The 20,180-nt window shown below is 72.6% G+C and carries 17 protein-coding genes; 9 read left to right on the top strand and 8 right to left on the bottom strand.

Annotation, left to right across the window (positions count from 1 at the left end; all coding sequences use genetic code 11):
- Positions 1-73 precede the first annotated feature (73 nt).
- From E6W39_RS34420 to E6W39_RS34390, 7 genes are all read right to left on the bottom strand, one after another.
- Positions 74-1,312: an MAB_1171c family putative transporter gene (locus tag E6W39_RS34420; protein WP_141636811.1), complete on the bottom strand. Its 1,239-nt coding sequence runs from the start codon at positions 1,310-1,312 to the stop codon at positions 74-76.
- Positions 1,313-1,324: 12 nt separating this feature from the next.
- Positions 1,325-1,876, bottom strand: coding sequence for a ParH-like protein (locus E6W39_RS34415; protein ID WP_181799574.1), 552 nt, complete (start codon positions 1,874-1,876; stop codon positions 1,325-1,327).
- 44 nt (positions 1,877-1,920) lie between these two features.
- Positions 1,921-2,421 carry an XRE family transcriptional regulator gene (locus E6W39_RS34410; protein ID WP_228718500.1) on the bottom strand — a complete coding sequence of 167 codons (501 nt, stop codon included), beginning with the start codon at positions 2,419-2,421 and terminating at the stop codon, positions 1,921-1,923.
- Between the two features lie 152 nt (positions 2,422-2,573).
- Positions 2,574-4,097 carry an AMP-binding protein gene (locus E6W39_RS34405; RefSeq protein ID WP_141636808.1) on the bottom strand — a complete coding sequence of 508 codons (1,524 nt, stop codon included), beginning with the start codon at positions 4,095-4,097 and terminating at the stop codon, positions 2,574-2,576.
- A 22-nt stretch (positions 4,098-4,119) separates the two neighbouring features.
- Positions 4,120-5,376 (bottom strand): acyl-CoA dehydrogenase family protein, encoded by a 1,257-nt coding sequence (locus E6W39_RS34400; protein ID WP_141636807.1) that lies wholly within the window; start codon positions 5,374-5,376, stop codon positions 4,120-4,122.
- 270 nt (positions 5,377-5,646) lie between these two features.
- Complete coding sequence (locus tag E6W39_RS34395; RefSeq protein ID WP_220140306.1) at positions 5,647-6,444, bottom strand: 2,3,4,5-tetrahydropyridine-2,6-dicarboxylate N-succinyltransferase; 798 nt, start codon at positions 6,442-6,444, stop codon at positions 5,647-5,649.
- 376 nt (positions 6,445-6,820) lie between these two features.
- Complete coding sequence (locus E6W39_RS34390; protein ID WP_141636805.1) at positions 6,821-7,711, bottom strand: LysR family transcriptional regulator; 891 nt, start codon at positions 7,709-7,711, stop codon at positions 6,821-6,823.
- Between the two features lie 84 nt (positions 7,712-7,795).
- Here E6W39_RS34390 and E6W39_RS34385 point away from each other — a divergent pair, with 84 nt between their 5' ends.
- Entirely contained in the window at positions 7,796-8,782 is a 987-nt protein-coding gene (locus tag E6W39_RS34385) for an EamA family transporter (protein WP_228718499.1), read from the top strand.
- A gap of 56 nt (positions 8,783-8,838) precedes the next feature.
- Here E6W39_RS34385 and E6W39_RS34380 read toward each other — a convergent pair whose 3' ends face one another.
- Positions 8,839-9,654 (bottom strand): helix-turn-helix transcriptional regulator, encoded by an 816-nt coding sequence (locus tag E6W39_RS34380; RefSeq protein WP_141636804.1) that lies wholly within the window; start codon positions 9,652-9,654, stop codon positions 8,839-8,841.
- A 71-nt stretch (positions 9,655-9,725) separates the two neighbouring features.
- On the opposite strand from E6W39_RS34380, the gene E6W39_RS34375 reads away from it, so the two are divergent.
- The 8 genes from E6W39_RS34375 (at position 9,726) to E6W39_RS34340 (ending at position 20,168) form a co-directional block, all read left to right on the top strand.
- The gene (locus E6W39_RS34375; RefSeq protein ID WP_141636803.1) at positions 9,726-10,442 is read left to right on the top strand and encodes an SDR family oxidoreductase; all 717 of its coding nucleotides are present in this window, start codon (positions 9,726-9,728) and stop codon (positions 10,440-10,442) included.
- Between the two features lie 1,028 nt (positions 10,443-11,470).
- On the top strand, positions 11,471-12,430 hold the full coding sequence (locus E6W39_RS34370) for a glycosyltransferase family 2 protein (protein WP_220140305.1): 960 nt from the start codon (positions 11,471-11,473) through the stop codon (positions 12,428-12,430).
- Complete coding sequence (locus E6W39_RS34365; RefSeq protein WP_141636802.1) at positions 12,430-13,773, top strand: GNAT family N-acetyltransferase; 1,344 nt, start codon at positions 12,430-12,432, stop codon at positions 13,771-13,773. Before E6W39_RS34370 ends, E6W39_RS34365 begins: the two co-directional genes overlap by 1 nt.
- Positions 13,760-14,911: a glycosyltransferase gene (locus E6W39_RS34360; protein ID WP_141636801.1), complete on the top strand. Its 1,152-nt coding sequence runs from the start codon at positions 13,760-13,762 to the stop codon at positions 14,909-14,911. The genes E6W39_RS34365 and E6W39_RS34360 overlap by 14 nt, the downstream gene beginning before the upstream one ends.
- Complete coding sequence (locus tag E6W39_RS34355) at positions 14,908-15,996, top strand: glycosyltransferase family 4 protein (protein ID WP_181799573.1); 1,089 nt, start codon at positions 14,908-14,910, stop codon at positions 15,994-15,996. The genes E6W39_RS34360 and E6W39_RS34355 overlap by 4 nt, the downstream gene beginning before the upstream one ends.
- Positions 15,993-17,954, top strand: coding sequence for a DUF2339 domain-containing protein (locus E6W39_RS34350; protein WP_141636799.1), 1,962 nt, complete (start codon positions 15,993-15,995; stop codon positions 17,952-17,954). Before E6W39_RS34355 ends, E6W39_RS34350 begins: the two co-directional genes overlap by 4 nt.
- Positions 17,951-18,796 (top strand): hypothetical protein, encoded by an 846-nt coding sequence (locus E6W39_RS34345; RefSeq protein ID WP_141636798.1) that lies wholly within the window; start codon positions 17,951-17,953, stop codon positions 18,794-18,796. Before E6W39_RS34350 ends, E6W39_RS34345 begins: the two co-directional genes overlap by 4 nt.
- Positions 18,783-20,168, top strand: a complete 1,386-nt coding sequence (locus tag E6W39_RS34340) for a lipopolysaccharide biosynthesis protein (protein ID WP_141636797.1) — start codon at positions 18,783-18,785, stop codon at positions 20,166-20,168. Before E6W39_RS34345 ends, E6W39_RS34340 begins: the two co-directional genes overlap by 14 nt.
- Positions 20,169-20,180: the final 12 nt, after the last annotated feature.

Here is a 20,180-nt window from a genome sequence, read left to right as displayed (position 1 = left end):
CTAATGGGCGGGGCCGCGGCCTGGAGCGACCGGCGGGGAACACCGCCGGAGCTGCCCGCTCCGCTCCTGCCCGCTATCCCGCGGCTGCGGGAAGGCCCAGTTCCGCCCGCACCCGCCGCCGGACCTCCGCGACCACCCGGGACCCGGTGAACTCCTCGCAGACCATCACCAGCCAGGCCGTCTCCGCTTCGAGGTCGGTCAGCAGCGCGGGCGGCACATAGCCCTCGGTCAGCGCGCTCGGGTAGCGGTGGCCGACCGCGGCGGCCTCCAGGGCGGCCGCGAGGACGGCGGCCTCCACGGTCGCAGCACGACGCCGGTCGCCCGTCCCACTCCCGCCCGCCTCGGCTGCGCACGCCTCGGCGGCCCACTGCGGCACCTGCGGATGCAGGTGGGCGCGCAGCCACAGTTGCCCGTCGCGGATCTCGATCACCCGCCGGTAGAGCGCGAACTCCGTGCTCCCGCGCCGCCCGATCCCCGCGTTCGGCGGCTCCAGGGTGATCTCGGGGCGGATGGCGTGCAGCGCCGACCAGAGCGGCCCGATCCGCCGGTAGCTGCGCCGGGCTCGCAGCAGGCGCAGCGGCGCGGCCGCCCGCTGCTCCCAGGCGGTCAGCGTGGCACCACCCAGGCCCAGGGCCAGCGTGAGGAAGGCGGCGGGCGCGGAGAACGCGTCCTCACCGGTGTCCTGCCGACCGGTGCGCAGACCCGAGATCAGCGGGACCACGCTCAATCCGACCCAGACCAGCCCGAAGACCCCGCCGCTGAGCACCAGTCGCAGGCCGGTCCGGAGCAGGCCGGGGCCCAGCGGGCGCGCCGCGCGGTACACCACCGCCGTGAACAGGGCGACGCACCAGCCGCTGTACGCCGTGAACACGAGGTTGGACGCGGCCAGGTCCGCCCGCCCGCCGGTCGGCACGGTGAGCACCGATCCGACCGGAGTCACCCCGGCGGCCTGGTAGAGCGCGGCGGTTGCCAGCATGACCAGTCCCGCTCCGGCGACCTGCCGGCGGACCCGGGCGCGACGGAGTTCCGGCGGCCCCAGCGCGTGGGCCATCAGTACCAGGAAGCAGCAGGCCGCGAGCTTGAGTTCCGAGGTCACCAGCGGCAGCGCCCGGCTGATCGGCGAACCGTCCGGCACTACCGGAGCCGGCAGTTCGCCGATCCCCAGCAGCGCGAGGGCCAGCCCGATGCAGGCCGCGAAGGCGACCAACGACCAGCGGCCGGGCCGCAGGCGGCAGCCCCGCCAGTACCAGGCCCTATGCCCGGCACCGACGAGGGCGATGACACCCGCCAGGCACTCGATCGCCGGGATCACGCACCGCGCCGATCACTCATCGGCGGACCAGGACCCTGCCTGGCGCACCGGACTGCCTTGCCGCGCCGGGCCCCCTTGCCGCACCGGGCTCCCGAACAGCGCGTCGAGCCTCGCCGCCGCCTCGCTGCGCTGCGCGACGCCGGGCGGGCCCGGCTGCGGTCGACGGCCGGCCTGCCGGTGCAGGACCAGCGAGGCGAACAGCTCCGCCTCGCGCTCCTGCACGTCGCTGTACACGTCCCGCCCCAGCATCCGGCGGACCAACTCCGTGGACAGGTGCGGCGCCAGCACGCCGAGGGCAGCCGAGTCGACGGGCGTGGTGGTGGTGTCCTGGTGGCCGCCGAGCAGGTGCCCCACCTCGTGCAGCACGATGTGCTGCTGGTGCAGCACCGTGGTGCCGGTCGGATAGCCGATGTACTCGGCACGGTCCGTACTCACCAGCACGCCGCAGGTGCCCAGGGAACCGGCCGGCAGCGGCAGGAACTCGACCGGGCGGCCCAGCCGCTCGGACAGCACCTCGGCCAGGGCGGGCAGTCCGAACGGCTCCGGCAGCTCAAGGGTGCGCACCAGGCGCCGACATCGCCGCCACAACCTGCGCCGCTCCGCCCCGGTCACCGCCGCCTCCGCCGATCGGCCTGCCCCGACGCGGCGTCAGATTCCTTTTCGGTCAACGTCTTTGCAGGTGTCGCCGGCGCTTCCGCTGCCGGTGCCTTCGCCTTGGGCGCCGCGGCCTCGGCCTCGCGGCGGGCGATCGCCTCGATCAGGTCGCTGATCGTGGTCAGCCCCTGCGGCGACAGCGTCGCCGCGCGCAGCGCGACGTCCCGGACGCCCGCGTCCCGCAGCGCCCCGAGCAGCAGTAGCTCGTCGGCGATCCGGTCACCCGACTCGACCTCGAAGAAGTAGGTGGCCGGCACCTGGAAGAACTGGGCCAGCGCCTCGAGGTGACGCTTCGTCGGATTGTCCCGGCGCCCGGTGCGCAGCTGCCAGAGGTAGACGGCGGAGAAGCTCTCGCCGGTCGCCTCCCGGCAGGCCCGGGCGACCTCCTCGTTGCTGTACGCCTCGCGGTTGGGCCGGCGGATGGTCTGGAAGAGCCGCTCGATCCGTTCGGCCACGCTCGGAGCTCCCGATCCGGCTGCCGTCACTGCGCCCTCCCAAGCGTGCCGCACCCCTACTGCCCTGCAAGGTCATCGTAGACGGGCACCGCAGGGCTGGACAGCGCCGCAGCACAGCCCCCGTGCCCGCGCACTCCCCGGGCCGTCCGGTCTCAGCTTGACTGCCGACGGAGGAGCTTCTTGTCGGGTTTGCCGGCGTCGGTGAGCGGGAGTGCGGGGAGGAAGCTGATGTGGGCCGGTTCGTGCAGGGGGCCACGCCGGGTGCGGACCAGGTTGCGGAGCTCGTCCGCGTCGAGCCGTGCGCCCGGGACGGGCACCACGACGGCGTGGACGCGTTCCACCTGGTTGGCGTCAGGGACGCCGAAGACCGCGCTCTGGCCCACCTGGGGGTGGGAGTTGAGCAGGTCCTCCACTTCGGAGGTGTACACATGGCCGCCACCGGTGTTGATCAGGTCCTTCAGCCGGTCGACGATGTAGAGATAGCCCTCGTCGTCCAGGTAGCCGATGTCGCCGGTGTGCAGCCAGCCGTCCTTGAGCACCTCGGCGGTCAACTCCGGCTGTTTCCAGTAGCCCAGCATCAGGCTGTCCGAGCTGACGCAGACCTCGCCGCGCGCACCGGCGGGCAGGTCCCGGCCCGATTCGTCGCGGATCGCCACCCGGTAGCCGGGCGTGATCCGGCCGACCGATCGCAGTCGCTCCGGACGGCTCGGATCGTGGTCGGCGGCATCGAGGACGCTGACGATGCCCGCCTCGTGCTGCCCGTAGAGCTGCACCAGCACCGGGCCGAAGCGCCGGATCGCGTCGGTGAGCCGGGCCGGTGACGCCTGGCAGCCGCCGTAGGTGATGCGGCGCAGGCTGCTGGTGTCGGTGCGCTCGGAGCGCGGGTGGTCCAGCAGTTGGTAGAGCAGTGGCGGCATCAGGAACACATCGGTGATGCGTTCCTGTTCGATCGCCGCCAGGACGGTGCCCGCGTCGAAGTCGTCGAGCAGGACCGCACTGCCGCCGGCCCGCAGCACCTTGTCGATCATCTGTCCGGCGGCGTGGGCGATGGTGGTGCAGACCAGCAGCCGCGGCGGGTGCGACGGGTCACCGGGCAGGTCGGGGCCGAACCGGCGGACCTGCTGGTAGCTGATGCAGATCCCTTTGGAGTGGCCGGTGGTGCCGCCGGAGTGGCGGATGGTCCGGACGTCCTGCGGCCGGGCCCGGCTCGGGAACGGGTCGGCCGGCTGGGCGGCAGCGAGTGCCAGCAGGTCGGTTCCCACCGTGCTGGGGCCGAGGACCAGGAGCGCCCCGACGGGCGCGCGCTCGGTGATCTCGGCGGCCCGGTCCGCGTGGCGGGGATCGACGATCAGCGCGTGCGTCTCGACGTCGCGGACCATGACGGCCTGCGTCTCGGCGGGCAGCTTGCTGTAGAGCTGGTTGACCCGGCAGCCGACCAGGTTGGCGGCGTAGCGCGCGGCGACGGCCTCCGGCAGGTTGCCGCTCAGCAGCGTGACGGTGTGCCGGCGGTCGATGCCCTGGGCGTGCATGGCCCGTGCCAGGCGGTGGGTGAGGTCGCGAAGGTCCCGGGCGGTGGTGGACCGTCCCTGGTGGACCAGCACCTCCCGATCGGGTGCGGCCCCCAACTCTTCGATGATTTCGATGACTTCGGTTCGGGTTGGCGGGGTGGCTGGCATCTGCGGTTCCTTGCGCCTCGGTTCAGTGGTGGGCGAGGAGCTCGACGGCTGCGGGCTGCTCCTCGGGCTGCTGGTCCCCCGGCTGCTGCTCCTCGGTCAGCAGGGAGTGGGCCAGCACGCTGTAGAGCGTGTCGTTGGGGCCGTCGGCGATGCGCAGCCCGCGGATGTCGCGGAGTCGCTTCTCCATCGGGGTCTGCTTGGTGTAGCCCTCGCTGCCGTGGAGTTGGAGGGCGAGGTCGACGGCACGGTAGGCGGCGTCGGTGGCCAGTGCCTTGGCGGCGGAGCAGGCGGCGACGTCGCTCTCGCCCTGGTCGATGCGCTCCAGGAGTGCGAAGCACCAGGCGGTGGCGGCCTCGACCTCGGCGGCGGCGGTGCCCAGCCGGGCGGCGACGGAGGGAATGCCGGCCAGCGGCATCCGGCCGACGGTGCGGCTGCGGGTGCGGTCCGCGGACTCCTGGATCGCTGCCGCGGCGGCGCCGAGGCATACCAGGGACATCATCAACCGCCAGGCGGAGAAGTGCGCGTCGAAGATCCGGCGGCCGTCGCCGGGCTCGCCGAGGAGGAAGTCCTTGTCCAGCCGGGTGTCGACGAAGTGCAGGTGGCCGAAGCTCCATCCGCGCATGCCCAGCGGGTCGGTGGTCTCGGTGAGCACGCCCGCGGCGTCCATCGGGACCCAGACCGCGGAGAGCGGCACGGTCCGCAGGTCGATCCGGTCGACGTCCTGCCGGTCGACGAGCTTGCAGAACACGACGAAGCCGTAGGCCTCTTCGACCCGGCTGATCAGGCCCTTGGAGCCCGACAGCGTGAAGTGGTCACCGTGGTCGACCAGTACGGTGCGAAAGCCCCGCAGGTCCGAGCCCGAGTGCGGCTCGCTGGCCGCGATACCCACCAACTTGCCTGCTGTGACGACCTGTTCGCGGGTGTGGCGAGCGAGAGCGGGCGAGCCGTAGCGCAGCGGCATCGCGGCGTGGCCGGTGCTGAAGATCTCACGGGCGTCGCAATCCCGTTGTCCGGCAAGGAACATGGCCATGCCCTGGGCCACCCGACCGGTCGCGCCCGGCTCGCCGCCCGGCTCGTCCGGCTCGTCTGGGGAGGCGACGTCGATGCCGGTGAGCCCGGCGGCCGATGCGTGAGCCCGCAGGGCGAGCCAGTCGGGTCGGGGGTCCCCCTCGCAGACCGGCGCGGGCAGGTGGGTGTCCAGAAAGGCCGTCAGACGGGACCGCAGCTCCCTGAGCTCAGGGTGACGGGCCAACAGGGGGATGATGCCGGTGGCAGGCATGGTGAGGGTTCCTTGGGAAGTCGTCAGCAGGCGGGGTGACGGGCGGCGCTGCCCGGGGTTGTCAGAGGATGACCGGCGGCCAGGGCCTCTCTTATGGATCAGGTCGGATCAGCGCGCGGCGTTGGAGTGCGTGCATCGCAAGGCGGAGGAGGGCGTCCATGCGGTGGGGGTACCTCCCGGCCGAAGGCTGGGGGCCATAGGCAACCGACGACAACGCAGCGAGGTGCGTGCTCCGGCGTCGCGCGCCCGGCATGATCCATAAGAGAGGCCCTACGTGCGGACCGCGTCGTTGAGCCTGGCCTTGTCGTGCCGCTCACCCTTCTTGAGGTGCTTGATCACCAGCAGGCAGGGCAGGCCGAAGGTGCCGCCGTCGAACTCGCGCGGACGACTGGCGGGCACGGCGACCGTCCACGGCGGCACCTCGCCGCGGCTCAGCTCCTCCCCGGTGGCCGCGTCGATCACCGGGATCGTGTCGGTCAGCAGGGCTCCGGCACCCAGCAGCGCGCCCTCACCGACCCGCGCCCCGCTGTAGACCATCGAACGGGCGCCGATGAAGGCGTCGTCCTCGATCACCACCGGCTTGGCCATGGGAGGCTCGATCATGCCGCCCAGCCCGACCCCGCCGGACAGGTGGACGTTCCGGCCGATCTGGGCGCACGAGCCGATGCCGACCCAGGAGTCCACCAAGGTGCCCTCGCCGACGTAGGAGCCGATACCGATGTGACTCGGCATCACCACGACGCCGGGCTCCTGGTAACTGCCCCGCCGGATCACCGCACCCGGCGACACCTGGACCCCGGAGCCGTCGATCCGGGACTTCAGCGGGATCTTGTCGGCGCACTGGAACGGGCCGAACTGCGAGACCTGCGGCGACGCCTGCTTGTAGAGCAGGAGGATCGCGTTCTTCAGCCAGTCGTGCACCACGACTTGACCGTCCATCAGCTCGGCCACCCGCGCACGGCCGGTGTCCAGCAGGTCGATCGCCGCGTCGACGGCGGCCACCGCCTCGGCGGACTGCAGCGAGACCTCGTCCCGCCGCTCCCAGAGGTCTTCGAGCTCGCTGCGCAAGCTCGCCACATCGACACCACGATTCCGCATCGCACCCCACGCTTTCCAGGTTGAATGGGCAGCCCTTCCGGTGAGCGCCGGGGCCGCCGGCCGGACGGACCGCACGCACTGCCCCCGTGTGCGGTCTCCGGCTATGGCGCGCGACGCCCGCCGCTCCCTCCGCAGGCGTCCGCACATGATTGGCACGGCGAGTTACCTGTCGGTAACGGCGCGCCAGGGACACCCTGACACACCTGCGATTCGTAGATCAAACTGGCCGAATATCATCGATGTTAAGGTTGAAAAGTAAATTTTTGCCCTTCCCCAAGGCGCCCTAGGGGCGCCAAGGGAAGGAGGTCATCGACGGGAACGGTCGGGCCCTGCGCGCGATCGAGGGTCAGCGGCTCGCGGTGGCGTTGAGCAGGTCGGTCACCAGCGCGAGCGGCGGCCAGTCGAGGCGCCCGTGTCGGGCCACCGCGTAGGCGCGCAGTTCGACGTCGGGGGTGGCCAGCGGGAGGAGCCGCACGCCGGGCAGGGTCGGGAAGTCGACCGGCAGCAGCGCCACGCCCAGGCCCGCCGCGATCATCTCCTGCACCAGGTCGAGGCTGTCGGCCTGGTGGGTGACCCGGGGCCGGAACCCCGCCATCGAGGCGAGCGTGCGGATGACCTCCTCGTCCGCCGTGTTGCGGGAGTTGACGATCCAGTCGTGCGTCCGGAAGCGGGCGAAGACGTCCAGCGTCGTCCCGTCGCCCGGCTCGGCGTCGGCCGGCACGCCGAGCCCCCACCTGGCGGTCCACAGCGGGGTCGCGCTGACCGTCGGATCGTCGGCGGCCGGGGCCAGGTTGTAGTCGTAGGTGAGCGCGAGGTCCACCTCGTCGGCGGCCAGCAGCTCCAGCGACTCGGCGGGCTCGTGTTCGCGGATGAGGACGTGGACCTGCGGACTGGTCGCGGCGAGGTCGACCACGATGGGCAGCAGGTATCCGCGGATGGCGGTGGCGAAGCCCGCGACCCGCAGGGTGCCGTTGGGCTCGGCTCCCGGGGCCAGGTCGCGGTGCGCCGTCTCGACCGCGGCGAGGATCGTCACCGCGTGCTCGGCGAGCCGCCGGCCCGCCGGCGTCAGCCGGACCAGCCGCCCGGCGGGCTCGATCAGCGCGGTGTCCATCTCGCGGGAGAGGGCGGCGATCTGCTGCGAGACCGTCGAGGTGGTGATGCCGAGCACATCCGCGACCGCGCGCATCGAGCCCAGCCGGGACAACTCCGCCAGGATCTGCAGCCGCCGTGTGTCCATCCGGCCATTGTTCAGCTTTCGCGAACGGATTGTCCATGATCGGCACGTGGACGGAAACGGTACACGCGTCATGTACTGGTGCCCATGAGCCCGCTGGAAGCCGTCGCCCCTCCCTCCTCCACCCGCCCGCACCTGCGCACCGCCCAGGGCGGAGCCCTGATGGCCATGGCGGCGATGTCCTCGGTCCAGCTCGGGCTGGCCCTGTCCGTACCGCTCTTCGCCCAGCTCGGCGCGGTGGGCACGGCCGGACTGCGGCTGGCCTGGGCCGGCCTGCTGATGCTGGTGCTGATCCGCCCGCGCCCGCGCGACTTCGCCGGCCGGGACCTGCTGGCCTGCGCCCTGCTGGGCCTGGTGACCGCCGGCATGGTGCTGCTCTTCATGCTGTCCGCCGCGCGCATCCCACTGGGCACCGCGAGCGCGCTGGAGTTCCTCGGCCCGCTCGCCGTCTCCCTCCTCCGCCCCGGCGGCGGGCGCAGGCGCTGGGCCGCGTCGGCCGCCGTCGGCGTCGTCCTGCTGACCGAGCCGTGGCACGGCGGGATCGACCCGGCCGGCCTCGGCTTCGCACTCGGCGCGGCGGCCTGCTGGGCCGGGTACATCCTGCTGACCCAGCGCGTCGGCGACCGGGTCACCGGGCTGAAGGGACTGGCCGTCTCGCTCCCCGTGGCCGGCGTGATCGCCGCCCTGGTCGCCGCGCCGTCCGAACTCGGCCATGCGACCTGGCCGCTGGTCCTCGTCATGCTGGGGCTGGCCGCCCTGAGCACCGTGCTGCCGTTCTCCCTCGAATTCCTCGCACTGCGCCGCCTCACCGCGGGCGCGTTCGGCACCCTGATGAGCCTGGAGCCGGCGATCGCGCTGGTGATGGGCATCCTGGTGCTCGGCCAGATCCCCGGCCCGGCACCGGCGGTCGGCGTCATCCTCGTGGTGATCGCGGGCGCCGGCGCCACCCGTACCGGCGGCCGGGAGACGGCGGAGGCGACGGAGACCGTGGAGGCAGAGGCAGAGGCAGAGGCAGAGACGGATGCGGAGGCAGTCCCCGAGCGCGACGTCCGGGAGCCGGCGCTGTGCGCCTGAGGGTGATGCCGCTCACCGCAGAGGGCACCTGTGGAGACCGGTGCGCGTCCTGCGCTTCAGGTCGCCTGCCCGACCAGTCGGCGCAGGGCCCGCATGGCTGGTGATCCGGGGTCGGCCGTCATCAGGACGACCTCCTGGTCGTCCTCGGGCACGAGCAGCACGTCGCAGTTCAACCGCAGCGCACCGGCTTCGGGATGGTCCAGGGTCTTGGTGCGGTGCCCGGGGGCGTGCACCGGGCGCGTCTCCCAGATCTGCCGGAACTCCGCACTGCCGGCGTGCAGTTCGGCCAGCAGGGCGGCCAGCCGGGGGTCGTGCGGGTAGCGGTCCGCGGCCCGGCGCAGCCGCGCCACCACGATGTGCCCGAACTCCTCGGTGCTGGAGCTCTCGTACGTCCGCCGCCCGCCCAGGAAGCGGCGCCGGGCCAGGTTGGTCGTCCCTCCTGCGGGGTCGGTGCCGAGCAGGGCCCGGGCCAGGGGGTTCCAGGCGACGACGTCGTACGCGGCGTCGGTAACGATGGCACCGGTCTCCGGCAGCCGTTCCAGCATCCGGGCCACGTGCGGGCGCACCCCGCGCACGATGCTGGTGCCGGGCGGCACGGTCGAGCCCGCCAGGCGGAACAGGTGGTCGCGCTCGGCCGGTGTGAGCCGCAGCGCGTGGGCCAGCGCGTCCAGGATCCGGGGCGACGGCCGCGGCCCCCGGGCCTGCTCCAGCCGGGTGTAGTAGTCGACCGACATGTGGGCGAGCTCCGCCACCTCTTCGCGGCGCAGGCCCGGTGTGCGGCGGGCGGTGCCCGTCGCCGCCAGGCCGATCTCGTGCGGACGCAGGGCTGCGCGGCGGTCCCGCAGGAAGTGGGCCAGCTCCTGGCGCACCATGTCGCCTCCTCCCACTGCCTGGTACAGGCTGTCCCTGGCAGGCTATCCACAACCGGGGAAGCGTGGTTGCCATGAACGAACGCACAGCTCTGGTCACCGGTGCCAACAAGGGCATCGGCAAGCACATCGCCCGGCTGCTCGCCGCCGAGGGCCTCACGGTGTACATGGGGTCACGCGACGCCGAGCGCGGCCGGCGGGCCGTCGAGGAGATCGGTGCCGGGGCCCGCCTGCTGGTCCTCGACGTGACGGATCCCGACGGCATCGCACGGGCCGCGGCTCAGGTGGAGCGCCTGGACGTGCTGGTCAACAACGCCGGCATCTCACCGTCGCTCGCCCTGCCGGTCGACACCGCGGTCGAGGAGTACCGGCGCACCTACGAGACCAATGTGTTCGGGGTGGTGGCGGTGACCAATGCCTTCCTGCCCGCCCTGCGCCGCTCCCCGCACCCGCGCATCGTCAACATCTCCAGTGGCACCGCTTCGCTGACCTGGAGCACCAACCCCAACCCCCAGTTCCCCCCGGGAAGCGGCGGTGCCGCCGCGTACCGGTCGTCCAAGGCCGCCCTCAACGCCCTCACCGTCCTCTACGCGCAGACGCTGGCCGAGGACGGCTTCAAGGTCAATGCGCTCGCCCCCGGCCTGCGGGCCACCGATCTCAACGCCCGGGCGGCCGCTGCCGGCGGCGATCCGGCCGAGGCCGCGCAGGGCGCCCTCCGTCTGGCCCTGCTGCCGGACGGCGGTCCCACCGGCGGCTTCTTCTCCTGGGACGGGACGTCCGTGCCCTGGTGATCGGTCATGGGCGGCGTCGCCACTCAGAGCACACCAGCTCCACCGTCCTGACACTCCAAGCACCTTGATGTGACCGCGTCGTGGGGTGACGGCAAGATACTGGTGTCACCCCATGACCACTTCGCGTACCACAGTGACACCAGTTAACCTGTGACCGTTTTGTCCGGCTATCAGGAACGCGTTGATTTACGAGATCACCTGATTTACTGGTTTTCCCGTGCGGCGACTGCAAGGATGACAGGCAGCTGGCGAAGGGCCGATCCCTGGTGAAGGGAATGTCATATGCCTGTAACACATGGACGCGGCCTCTTCATCACCATCGTGGGAAGCTGACAGGCGGACGAGGCCCTGAGGGAGGGCTCCGTCGCACGTCCCGCCATAAGCCCGGGGGGCATCTGGGAATGTCGCGCAAATGTCGATCTTCGCCGCTCATCAACACCATCGGCATGCGGAGAACCGTTGTCGGTATTGGTGCCGCGCGCACTGCACGGCGCGCCCAGGACCAGCGCCGAGCCCTGCCGTGCTGGCCGAGCACCTAGCTGATGATCCGTCAGCAGCGGTCAGAGGCGAGCAGGTCAGGGTGTCATCGGCCGTTGGGCTCTCGTTCAGCGGCTGATTGCGCCGGGCCGCCCGGCCGACCGCGATACTCCTAGTCACCCGCCGCACCCGCCCGCGACGTCCGCGACTGCGGTGTGGCGGAATTCCCTGGCGCCGTGGGCGTGTTCGGCGTGCTCGCATTCTGCTTTCCGTCTGTTCCGTGGCTTGTTTCCGCCTGCCTTTTTCCCGCACCAGAACCCGCCCCCTCGACTCCGCACGCCCGCCGGCAAACCCCAGTCGGCAAACGCTCGTCGGCATACCCCCGTCGGCAATCGCTTGTCCGAAAAGCTCGTTGACAGATGCTCGTCGACATCCACCCCCACCTGGCGCCACCGCCATCCGTCGTTTTCGAATGCCTTAGGCGGCGGCCCCGGAGGCCAAGAATGCGCCAAAGAAGGTCCGACCCCAGTGATATGGACAGTGGAGGCCTCATGAAGCCGATACGCGCGACCGCGACCCACATCGCCGCCGCCCCTCCCGGGATGGCCGATGGGACCGGTGCGCTCCGCGGAGCCGCCGGTCGCCGGTTACGGTCCGGCCGTGCCTGGTCCGGTGAGGGGCCGGTCAAGCTCTCGCTGCTGATGCCGGCCTACAACGAGGAAGAGACCATCGCCGCGGTCGCCGAGGCGCTGCTGTCCCAGGACTACCCGTTCGAGATCGAGCTGATCATCGTGGACGACGGCAGCTCCGACCGAACTCCCCTGCACATCGCCCAGATCGACGACCCACGGGTGATCACGTACCGCCATCCACGCAACTTCGGCAAGGGTGCCGCACTGCTGACGGCCGCCCAGCTCGCCTCCGGCACCCACGTTTTGCCGTTCGACGCCGACCTGGAGTACGCCCCCGCCGACATCCCGCGCCTGGTGGAACCGGTGCTGGCCGGACGCTGCGACGTGGTCTACGGGGCGCGGCTGTTCGGGGCGAACACGGTCTACCAGTCGTACCGGTTCGCGATGGGCAACAAGATGACCACGCTGGCGGCGAACGTGCTGTTCGACGCGCACCTGGCCGACATGCACACCTGCCTCAAGCTGGTGCCGCTCGGCCTGTTCCGGGCGCTGCGGCTGCAGGACACCGGGTTCGGCCTGGACAGCGAGCTGACGGCTCGTCTACTGCGGCTCGGCATCCGGCCGTTCGAGGTTCCGATCAGCTACCACAGCCGCTCCCACAACGAGGGCAAGAAGCTCACCTGGCGCGACGGGTTCGGCTGCCTGGTCACGCTGGGCCGGGTCCGGTTCGGGCGCGGCCCGCGGAGCATGGCGGAGTTGCTGGACGCCGCGACGGACGCGGCGGACGCGGCGGGGAACGGACCGTCGGCCGTGCACGAGAACCGGCCGGCGGCGGTGGGCGCCCCGTCCGACGAGCAGGCGTCCAGTGGAGTGGCCTGATGCGGCTGCACGTCACCGATGTGACCGGCGAGCGGACCGGCGCATGGGAGGGACGCCCCCGGGGTGGCCACGGGGAGCGGCGGGAAGGGGAGTTGACGGTCCGTCGGATCGGCGACTTCGCCGGGCTGGCGGCCCTGCGCGAGCCCTGGCGGGCCCTGCACCAGCGCGTCAACTCCCGCAATCCGTACGCCGCTCCGGAGTGGTCCGAAGTCTGGGCCCGGCACTTCAGCAGTGAGCGGGAGCTCAATGTGCTGGCCGTCGAGCGCGGCCCGGAACTGGTCGGCGTGGCGCCCTGCTATCTCCGCCGGTTCGGCCCGGCGCTGCGGACCGTACACCTGCTGGGCGCCGGCCGGCACGACGAGCTGACCGAGCTGCCGGCGGTGCTCTGCGCCACGCAGGACGCGCGGACGGTGCTGCGCGCGGTGGTGCGGCACTGGTGCGGGCGTTCGGCGGAGTGGGACTGGCTGGACCTGCCGCTCGGCGCCGAGCAGGGCTGGCTGGAACCCGAATGGCTGAGCGGTCCGGTGGCGCTGCGCGGACTGATCCGGCACCGGACCACCCGCCCCTCGGTGGTGCTGCCGCTGCCGGCCTCGGTCGAGGCGCTGCGGCCGGGCCTGAAGCGCAATGTCAAGGAGAGCGTGCGGCGGGGCCGGAACCGGCTGAACCGCAGCGGCCGGGAGTGGACGGTCACCACCCACCGCAGTCCGTCACAGGTGGCCCGAGCACTGCCGTGGCTGGCCGAACTGCACGCGGCCCGCGCACAGTTGGCGGGCCGCCGACGGCACGGCGATGTGCTGGCCGACCCGCGTCACCGCGACTTCCTGGCCGAGGTGCTGCCGCTGCTCGCCGAGCAGGGGCGGGCCGAGATCCTCACCCTGGACGTCGAGGACCGGCCGGTGGCGGCGCTGCTGGTGCTGCACGCACCGGGCGCCGGCTATCTGGGCGTCAGCGGGGTCGACCCGGACTGGTGGAGCGTCAGTCCGGTGACGCTGCTCCAGCTGACGGCCGCCGAGAACGCGGTGCGGTACGGGCGTGGCGAGTTCAACCTGTCGCTCGGCCCGGATGTCGCCAAGCTGCGCTGGAGCGAACAGATCGTCCAGCACCCGGAGTTCACGGTCTGCGGGCCCAGCACTCGGTCACGGGCGGGCTACACCGCCTATGCGGCCGCGGCGGCGGTCGCCGGGGTCCGCCGGGAAGCCGCGCGGCACCGGATCCGCGGCGAGAGCACCAACAGCACAGCCACCAACAGCGCAGGCACCAACAGCGCAGGCACCGACGGCAAGGGCGTCAGCGGCAAGGGCACCGACAGCAAGGGCAAGGAGGGGATCCATGGCGGGCAGTGAACGCCGGCCGAGGGTGTGCGTGGTGGGCTCGGGCTGGCGGTTCACCGGCGGGCTGAGCCACTACACCTGCCGACTGGCCGGCGCGCTCGCCGAAGACGCCGAGGTCTCGGCCCTGTTGATGCGCCGGCTGCTGCCCGCGTTCCTCTACCCGGGCCGCAAGCGGGTGGGTGTGAAGGTGGCGGCCATCGACTACGACGAGCGGGTCGACGTCTACGACGGCGTGGACTGGTTCTGGCTGCCCAGCCTGCTGATCGCGCTGCGCCGGCTGCGCCGCAACCGGCCCGACACCATCGTCTTCCAGTGGTGGACCGGCACCGTGGCGCACACCTACCTGGTACTGGCGGTCGCGGCAAGGGCGTTGGGCGCCCGGGTGGTGGTGGAGTTCCACGAGGTGCAGGACACCGGGGAGATCCGGATCCCGTTCGTGGCCGGCTACACCCGCTGGCTGCTCTCCGCGCTGCTGCGCCGCTCCGACGCCTTCCTGGTGCACTCGGCGTACGACGAGGAGCTGCTGCGCGGACTGTTCGACCTGTCGGGCCGGCCGGTCACCGTGGTGTCGCACGGCCCGTTCGACCACTACGCGGTCGAGCGGGTGCCGCCCACCGACGGCGCGTGCCGGCTGCTCTTCTTCGGCCTGATCCGGCCGTACAAGGGACTGGACCTGCTGATCTCGGCCTTCGACCGGCTCTCCCCAGAGGAGATCGACGGAGTTCGGCTGACCGTGGTGGGCGAGACCTGGGAGGGGTGCGTGGAGCCGATCCGGATGATCGAGAACTCCCCCTACCGGGACCGGATCACGCTGGTCAACCGCTATGTGTCGGACGAGGAGGCGAAGGCCCACTTCGCCGCGGCCGACGCCCTGGTGCTGCCCTACCGGCGCTCCTCCGCGAGCGGTCCGCTGCACATCGCGATGAGCAACGGGCTGCCGGTGGTGCTGAGTTCGGTGGGCGGACTGGTGGAGGCGGTCGGGGACTACCCCGGGGCGGTGCTGGTGCCGCCGGAGGACGTGGACGCACTACTGGAAGGTTTGCGCAAGGTGGTCACCATGGCCGGAGAGCACTTCTCCGACCCGCACAGCTGGGAACGGAACGTCGAGGCCGTCATCGGCACCGCGCGGGCGGAAGGCGGGGAACGGTGAGGCTCGCACTGGTCAGCCCGGGGTACCCGCCGACCCCCGGGGGCGTGGAGGCCGTGGTCGCGCAGACCGCGCGGGCCCTGGTGCGGGCGGGGCTGAGCGTGGAGGTGCTCGCCCAGCAGCCCCGCCCGACGGGCCCCGCGGTCAGCACCGAAGACGGCGTGCTGGTGCGGCGGTTCGCCGCCAACCGCGCCGAGAACTACCGGACGGCGCCCGGCCTCTACCGTCATCTGGCCCGCCACGCGGCCTCGTTCGACGTGGTGCACGGGCACAGCTACCACGCGCTGACCGGGGTGGGCGCCGCGCTGACCCTGCAACTGCGCGGCCTGCGAGTGCCGTTCGTGCTGACGCCGCACTACCACGGCACCGGCCACACGGCGGCCCGGGCGCTGCTGCACCGCGCCTACCGGCCGGCCGGGCGGGCCGCGGCGGGCCGGGCCCGCGCGGTGCTGTGCGTCTCGCGGCCGGAAGCCGAGCTGTTCGCACGGGACTTCCCCGCGGCGGCCGGCAAGGTCGCGGTGGTGCCCAACGCGGTGGACCGCCGGGCGCTGCTCGCGGCGGCGCCACTGCCCGACGAACCGGCCACGGTGCTCAGCGTCGGTCGGCTGGAGCGCTACAAGCGGGTCGACCGGGTGATCGAGGGGTTCGGCCGGCTTGCGGATCCCGAAGCGCAGTTGGTGATCATCGGGGACGGGCCGGACCGGTCGCGGCTGGAGCGGTTGGCGGCGGGCACGGGCGCCGGGGCGCGGATCCGCTTCCTGGGCCGGGTCGGTGACCTGGAGTTGCGCCGCTGGCTGCGGACCGCGGCGGTGCTGTGCAGCCTGTCGGAGCACGAGGCCTACGGGCTGGCCCCGGCCGAGGCCCTGGCCACGGGGGCCTGGGCGGTGCTCTCGGACATCCCGGCGCACGCGGAGCTGCCGGCGGCGAGCGCGGTGCGGCTGGTGCCGGAGGGTGCCACGCCCACCGAGCTGGCCCGCCGACTGGCCGACTGCCTGGCCGGACCACCCGCTCCGGGCAGCGAGGAGATCCCCGACTGGGACGCCGTCGCGGCCCAACTGGTCGGCGTCTACCGCGAGGTGGCGGCATGAGCAATTCGACCCTGCTCGCCGAGGAGTCCGCCCCCACGCCCGACGGGCCGCCGGGCAGCCCGCCGGCCAGGCCGGACCACCGCGCACCGCGGTTCGGTTCGCCGCTCGCCTGGGCGGTGCTGTGGCTGACCGCCACCGCCGGTGCGGTGCTGATCGCCGTCGCCTTCTCGATGGCGGCCACCGACAGCGCGGACACCGCGCACTACGCGGTCTTCTGGGCCGGCATGCTGCTCTTCTTCTGCCCCGCCGCAGTCGTTCTGACGGCCCGTCAAGTCGCGCCGCGGGTGCGGATCGGCTGGCTGCTCGGCTACGGGCTGTTCAGCTACGTGCCCAAGCTGCTGCGCAATCCCGGGCAGCCGCTGTTCCACGACGAGATCGCGCACTGGCGCCAGGCCACCGACCTGGCCGCCAACGGGCAGCTGTTCGCGCAGAACCACCTGATCGGCATCGTCGCGCGGTTCCCCGGCCTGCACATCGTCACCGCCTCGATCAGCGACGCCACCGGCCTGACGGTCTGGCAGAGCGCCCTGGTGGTGATGGTCGTCGCCCATGTGCTGGCGCTGTTCGGCGCGTTCCTGCTCGGCGAGGCGCTGTTCGGCTCGCTGCGCGCGGGCGCCCTGGTGGCGCTGGTCTACAGCCTGAACTCCAGCTTCATCTACTTCGACACCGAGTACGCCTACGAGTCGCTGGCGATGCCGTTCTTCCTGTGGTGCCTGGCCTGCCTGGCCAAGGCGCACCGGGCGAAGGAGCGGCCGGAGCGGCTGCGCTGGACGGTCGGCGCGGTGCTGGCCGGCTGCGGCGCGGTGCCGACCCACCACCTGACCACGGTGCTGATGACGGCGCTGCTGGCGCTGCTCACCGTGGTGGCGATGGTGGCCGCGCTGCGCGGCACCGCGCCGCGCGAGAAGGCGGTGACCATCGGCACGGTGGCGCTGCTGGTCGGCGGCGCCGGGGTGCTCTGGCTGGTGCTGGCCGCCCCGGCGACCTTCGCCTACCTCTCCCCGTACATGGGCGGCGGCGCCAAGCAGTTGCTGCACATGTTCTCCGGCGGCAAGGGCACCCGGTCGCTCTTCAAGGCGAGCACCGAGCCGTTCTACGAGCGGTACACGGCGTTCACCGTCCCGCTGCTGAGCTTCGCGCTGGCCGCCTGGGCGCTGTGGCGGCGGCGCCGGCAGCCGGGCGGGCTGTTCGGCGGGGACCCGCTGATGCTGGGCCTGAGCCTGTTCGGGCTGCTCTACTTCCCGTCGCTGCCGTTCATCATGGTGGAGTTCGGGGCCGAGGGCGCCCGGCGCACCTGGGGGTTCACCTGGATCGGGCTGGGCGTGCTGCTCACCCCGGTGCTGGTCCTGGCGCTGGACCGGCTCGGCGAGCTGCGCGGGCGGCGCTGGCGGGCCGGCGCGCTGGTGGCGGTGCTGGTGGCCGGCGATGCACTGATGGGCAATGTGGCGGCCGGGCTGGACGAGGACTACCGGTTCCCCGGCACCCCGGTCTTCGGCTCCGACACCCGCTCGGTGACCGCCGAGGCGGTCGGCACGGCCGCCTGGTTCAAGGCGCACCTGGGGGCCAAGCTGCACGTGGTCTCCGACCGCTACACCGGCCTGGTGCTGGTCCGTGAGGCGGATGCCGAACCGGCCCAGCCGGCCAAGGGCTTCCCGACCTACGACCTGTACTTCAACTCGACGCCGCCAACGCCGTTCCTGGTCCGCGAGTTGGACTCGTCAAACTACACCTACCTGGTGATCGACAAGCGGACCGCGACCCAACTGCCGGAGATCGGCGTGTACTTCGAGCCGGACGAGCCGTTCGCGTTCGGCGGCACCAGCCCGATCGGCGTGCAGAACCTGGACCGTTACAACTACCTGCCGTGGACCACCAAGGTCTACGAGAGCGACGCCTACGCCATCTACCGCTTCGACTTCAAGGCGATCCACGCAACCGTCCCCGGGGAGGCGCGATGACCAGCACACCCGAGACGATCGGCGGCACCGGCCGCAACGGCCGCTGGTCCGCACTGCCGCTGTTCGCCGCGCAGGCCGGCCTGGTCCTGCTGGCGCTGATCGGCGAGCTGGCGGTGCCGGGCGGCCCGGCCCGGGCCGTGCTGGTGCTGCCGGTGCTGCTCTGGTCGCCGGGGCGCAGCCTGGCGGCCGGACTGGGCCTGGCGCGCGGCGCGGGGCGGTTCCTGACGCCGCTCTGCGTGCTGCTGAGCATCGTGGCGCTGATCGTGGCCGGGCTGCTCTGCTTCGCGGTGCTGGGCCGGGTGCGGCTCGCCGTGCTGCCGCTCGCGGTGAGCACGGTGCTGCTGCCGCTCTGCCTGCTGGAGCGCCGCGCCGAGCGGCCCCGGCTGCCCGAGCTGCTGGCGGGCGGGCGGCGGCACGCGGTGTACGGGGCGAGCGTGCTGGCCGCGGCGGCACTGCTCTGGGCGGTCGCCGCTCAGCTGCCGACCACACCGCAGCAGCCCTACCTGTCGTTCTCGCTGGGCGCGCCGTACGCCCGGGTGCCGGGCGTGCTGCCGGGCACCGCCGGGCAGCGCCTGGACATCCCGGTGGTGGCGGACGCCACCCGCCCGGCGGACCTGGCCGGGCTGACGGTGTCGGCCGGCGTGGACGGCGCCGGTTGGAGCGCCCCGGCCCCGCTGACCAGCACCACCCCGGGCCAGGGCACCGCCCGGCTGCAGGTGACGGTGCCGCAGGGCGGCTGCCTGCACCGGGTGGAGCTGCGGCTGAGCCGCGGGTCGGAGCAGCTGCGCAGTGTGGACCTGTACCTCAGGACCAGGGAGGGGAGCGGCTGTGGCGACGGCTGAGGCCCCGCTGCCCGAGGCCTCGCTGCCGTCCGCGCAGCCGTCAGCCGACGAGCCGGCAACTGACGGATCGTCAATCGGCGAACGGCACACCGGCAAGCCGTCGGATCGCGGCGCGCTGCGCTCGCTGACCGTCAACAGCCTCGGCATCATGGCCACCACCGTGGTCAACGCGGGCCTGGGCTACGGCTACTGGACACTGGCCGCGCGGATCATGCCGAGCACCGAGGTCGGTCTCGGCTCGGCGGCGACCTCCGCGCTGGTGATCATCTCGCTGGTGGTGCACCTGGGCGCGGGGGTGGGCCTGATCGCCCGGCTGCCGCAGCGCGCGACGGCCGAGCAGTGGCGGCTCACGGTGGTGGCCACGCTGGCGGCCACCACCGGCGGCACCCTGCTGGTGGCCGCGGTGGCGGAGCTCCCGCTGGGGCTGCTGGTCGCCCCGCTGGGCCCGTTGACCCGCGACCCGTGGTTCGCCCTCTGGTTCGTGCTGGGCGCGGCCGGCTGGACCGGCTCGGGCGTGCTCGACTACCTGTTCATCGCGGAGCGCCGGGCCGGCCTGATGCTGGTGCGCAACACCGCGACGGCGGTGGCCAAGCTGGGCGGGCTGGCGGTGGTCGCCGTGGCGGTGCCCGAGGCGGGGGCGATGGGGCTGCTGCTGACCTGGTCGCTGAGCGGTCTGCTGGGCACCGGGGCAGGGCTGCTGCTCTGCCACCGCCGGGTGCGGCCGCTGGGCCGGGTGCCGCTGCGGGCGGCCGGGGCCGAGCTGGTGCTGCTGGCCCGCCCGGCGCTGGGCCACCACGCGATCAGTGTGGCGGGTCTGGTGCCCACCTATCTGCTGCCGGTGGCGGTGACCGCGCGGCTCGGGGCCAGTGCCAATGCCGCCTTCTACATCACCTGGATGATCGGCAGCGCCATCTTCATGATCAGCCCGGCGGTCTCCTCCGCACTGTTCGCCGAAGGCAGCCATCAGCGCGGCGGGCTGCGGCGGATCGCGCTGCGCTCGCTGGGGGTCACGGTCGCCTCGATCGCCGTGCCGGCGGGGGTGCTGTGCGCGATCGGCCACCCGGTGCTGGGCATCTTCGGTGCGGGCTACCGGCAGGGGTACGGGCTGCTGGTGGTGCTGGTGCTGTCGGCGTTCCCGGACGCGGTGAGCAATGTGGCGGTCGCCACCCTGCGGGTCCGCGGGCTGCTGAACCGGGCGGCCGCGCTCAACGCCGTGATCGCGGCGGTCGCGGTGGCCGGCACCTGGTTCAGCACCCCACCGCTCGGCATCCTGGGCGCCGGCGTCTCCTGGCTCGGCGCCCAACTGGTGGGCGCCCTGGCCGTTCTGGTGTTCCACCGGCGGTTGCTGCCGCCCAAAGACCGAAACGACTGAAAGGCCGTCACC

The organism is Kitasatospora acidiphila, from assembly GCF_006636205.1.
Lineage (GTDB): Bacteria > Actinomycetota > Actinomycetes > Streptomycetales > Streptomycetaceae > Kitasatospora > Kitasatospora acidiphila.
This window is presented reverse-complemented; position numbering and strand designations above follow the sequence as displayed.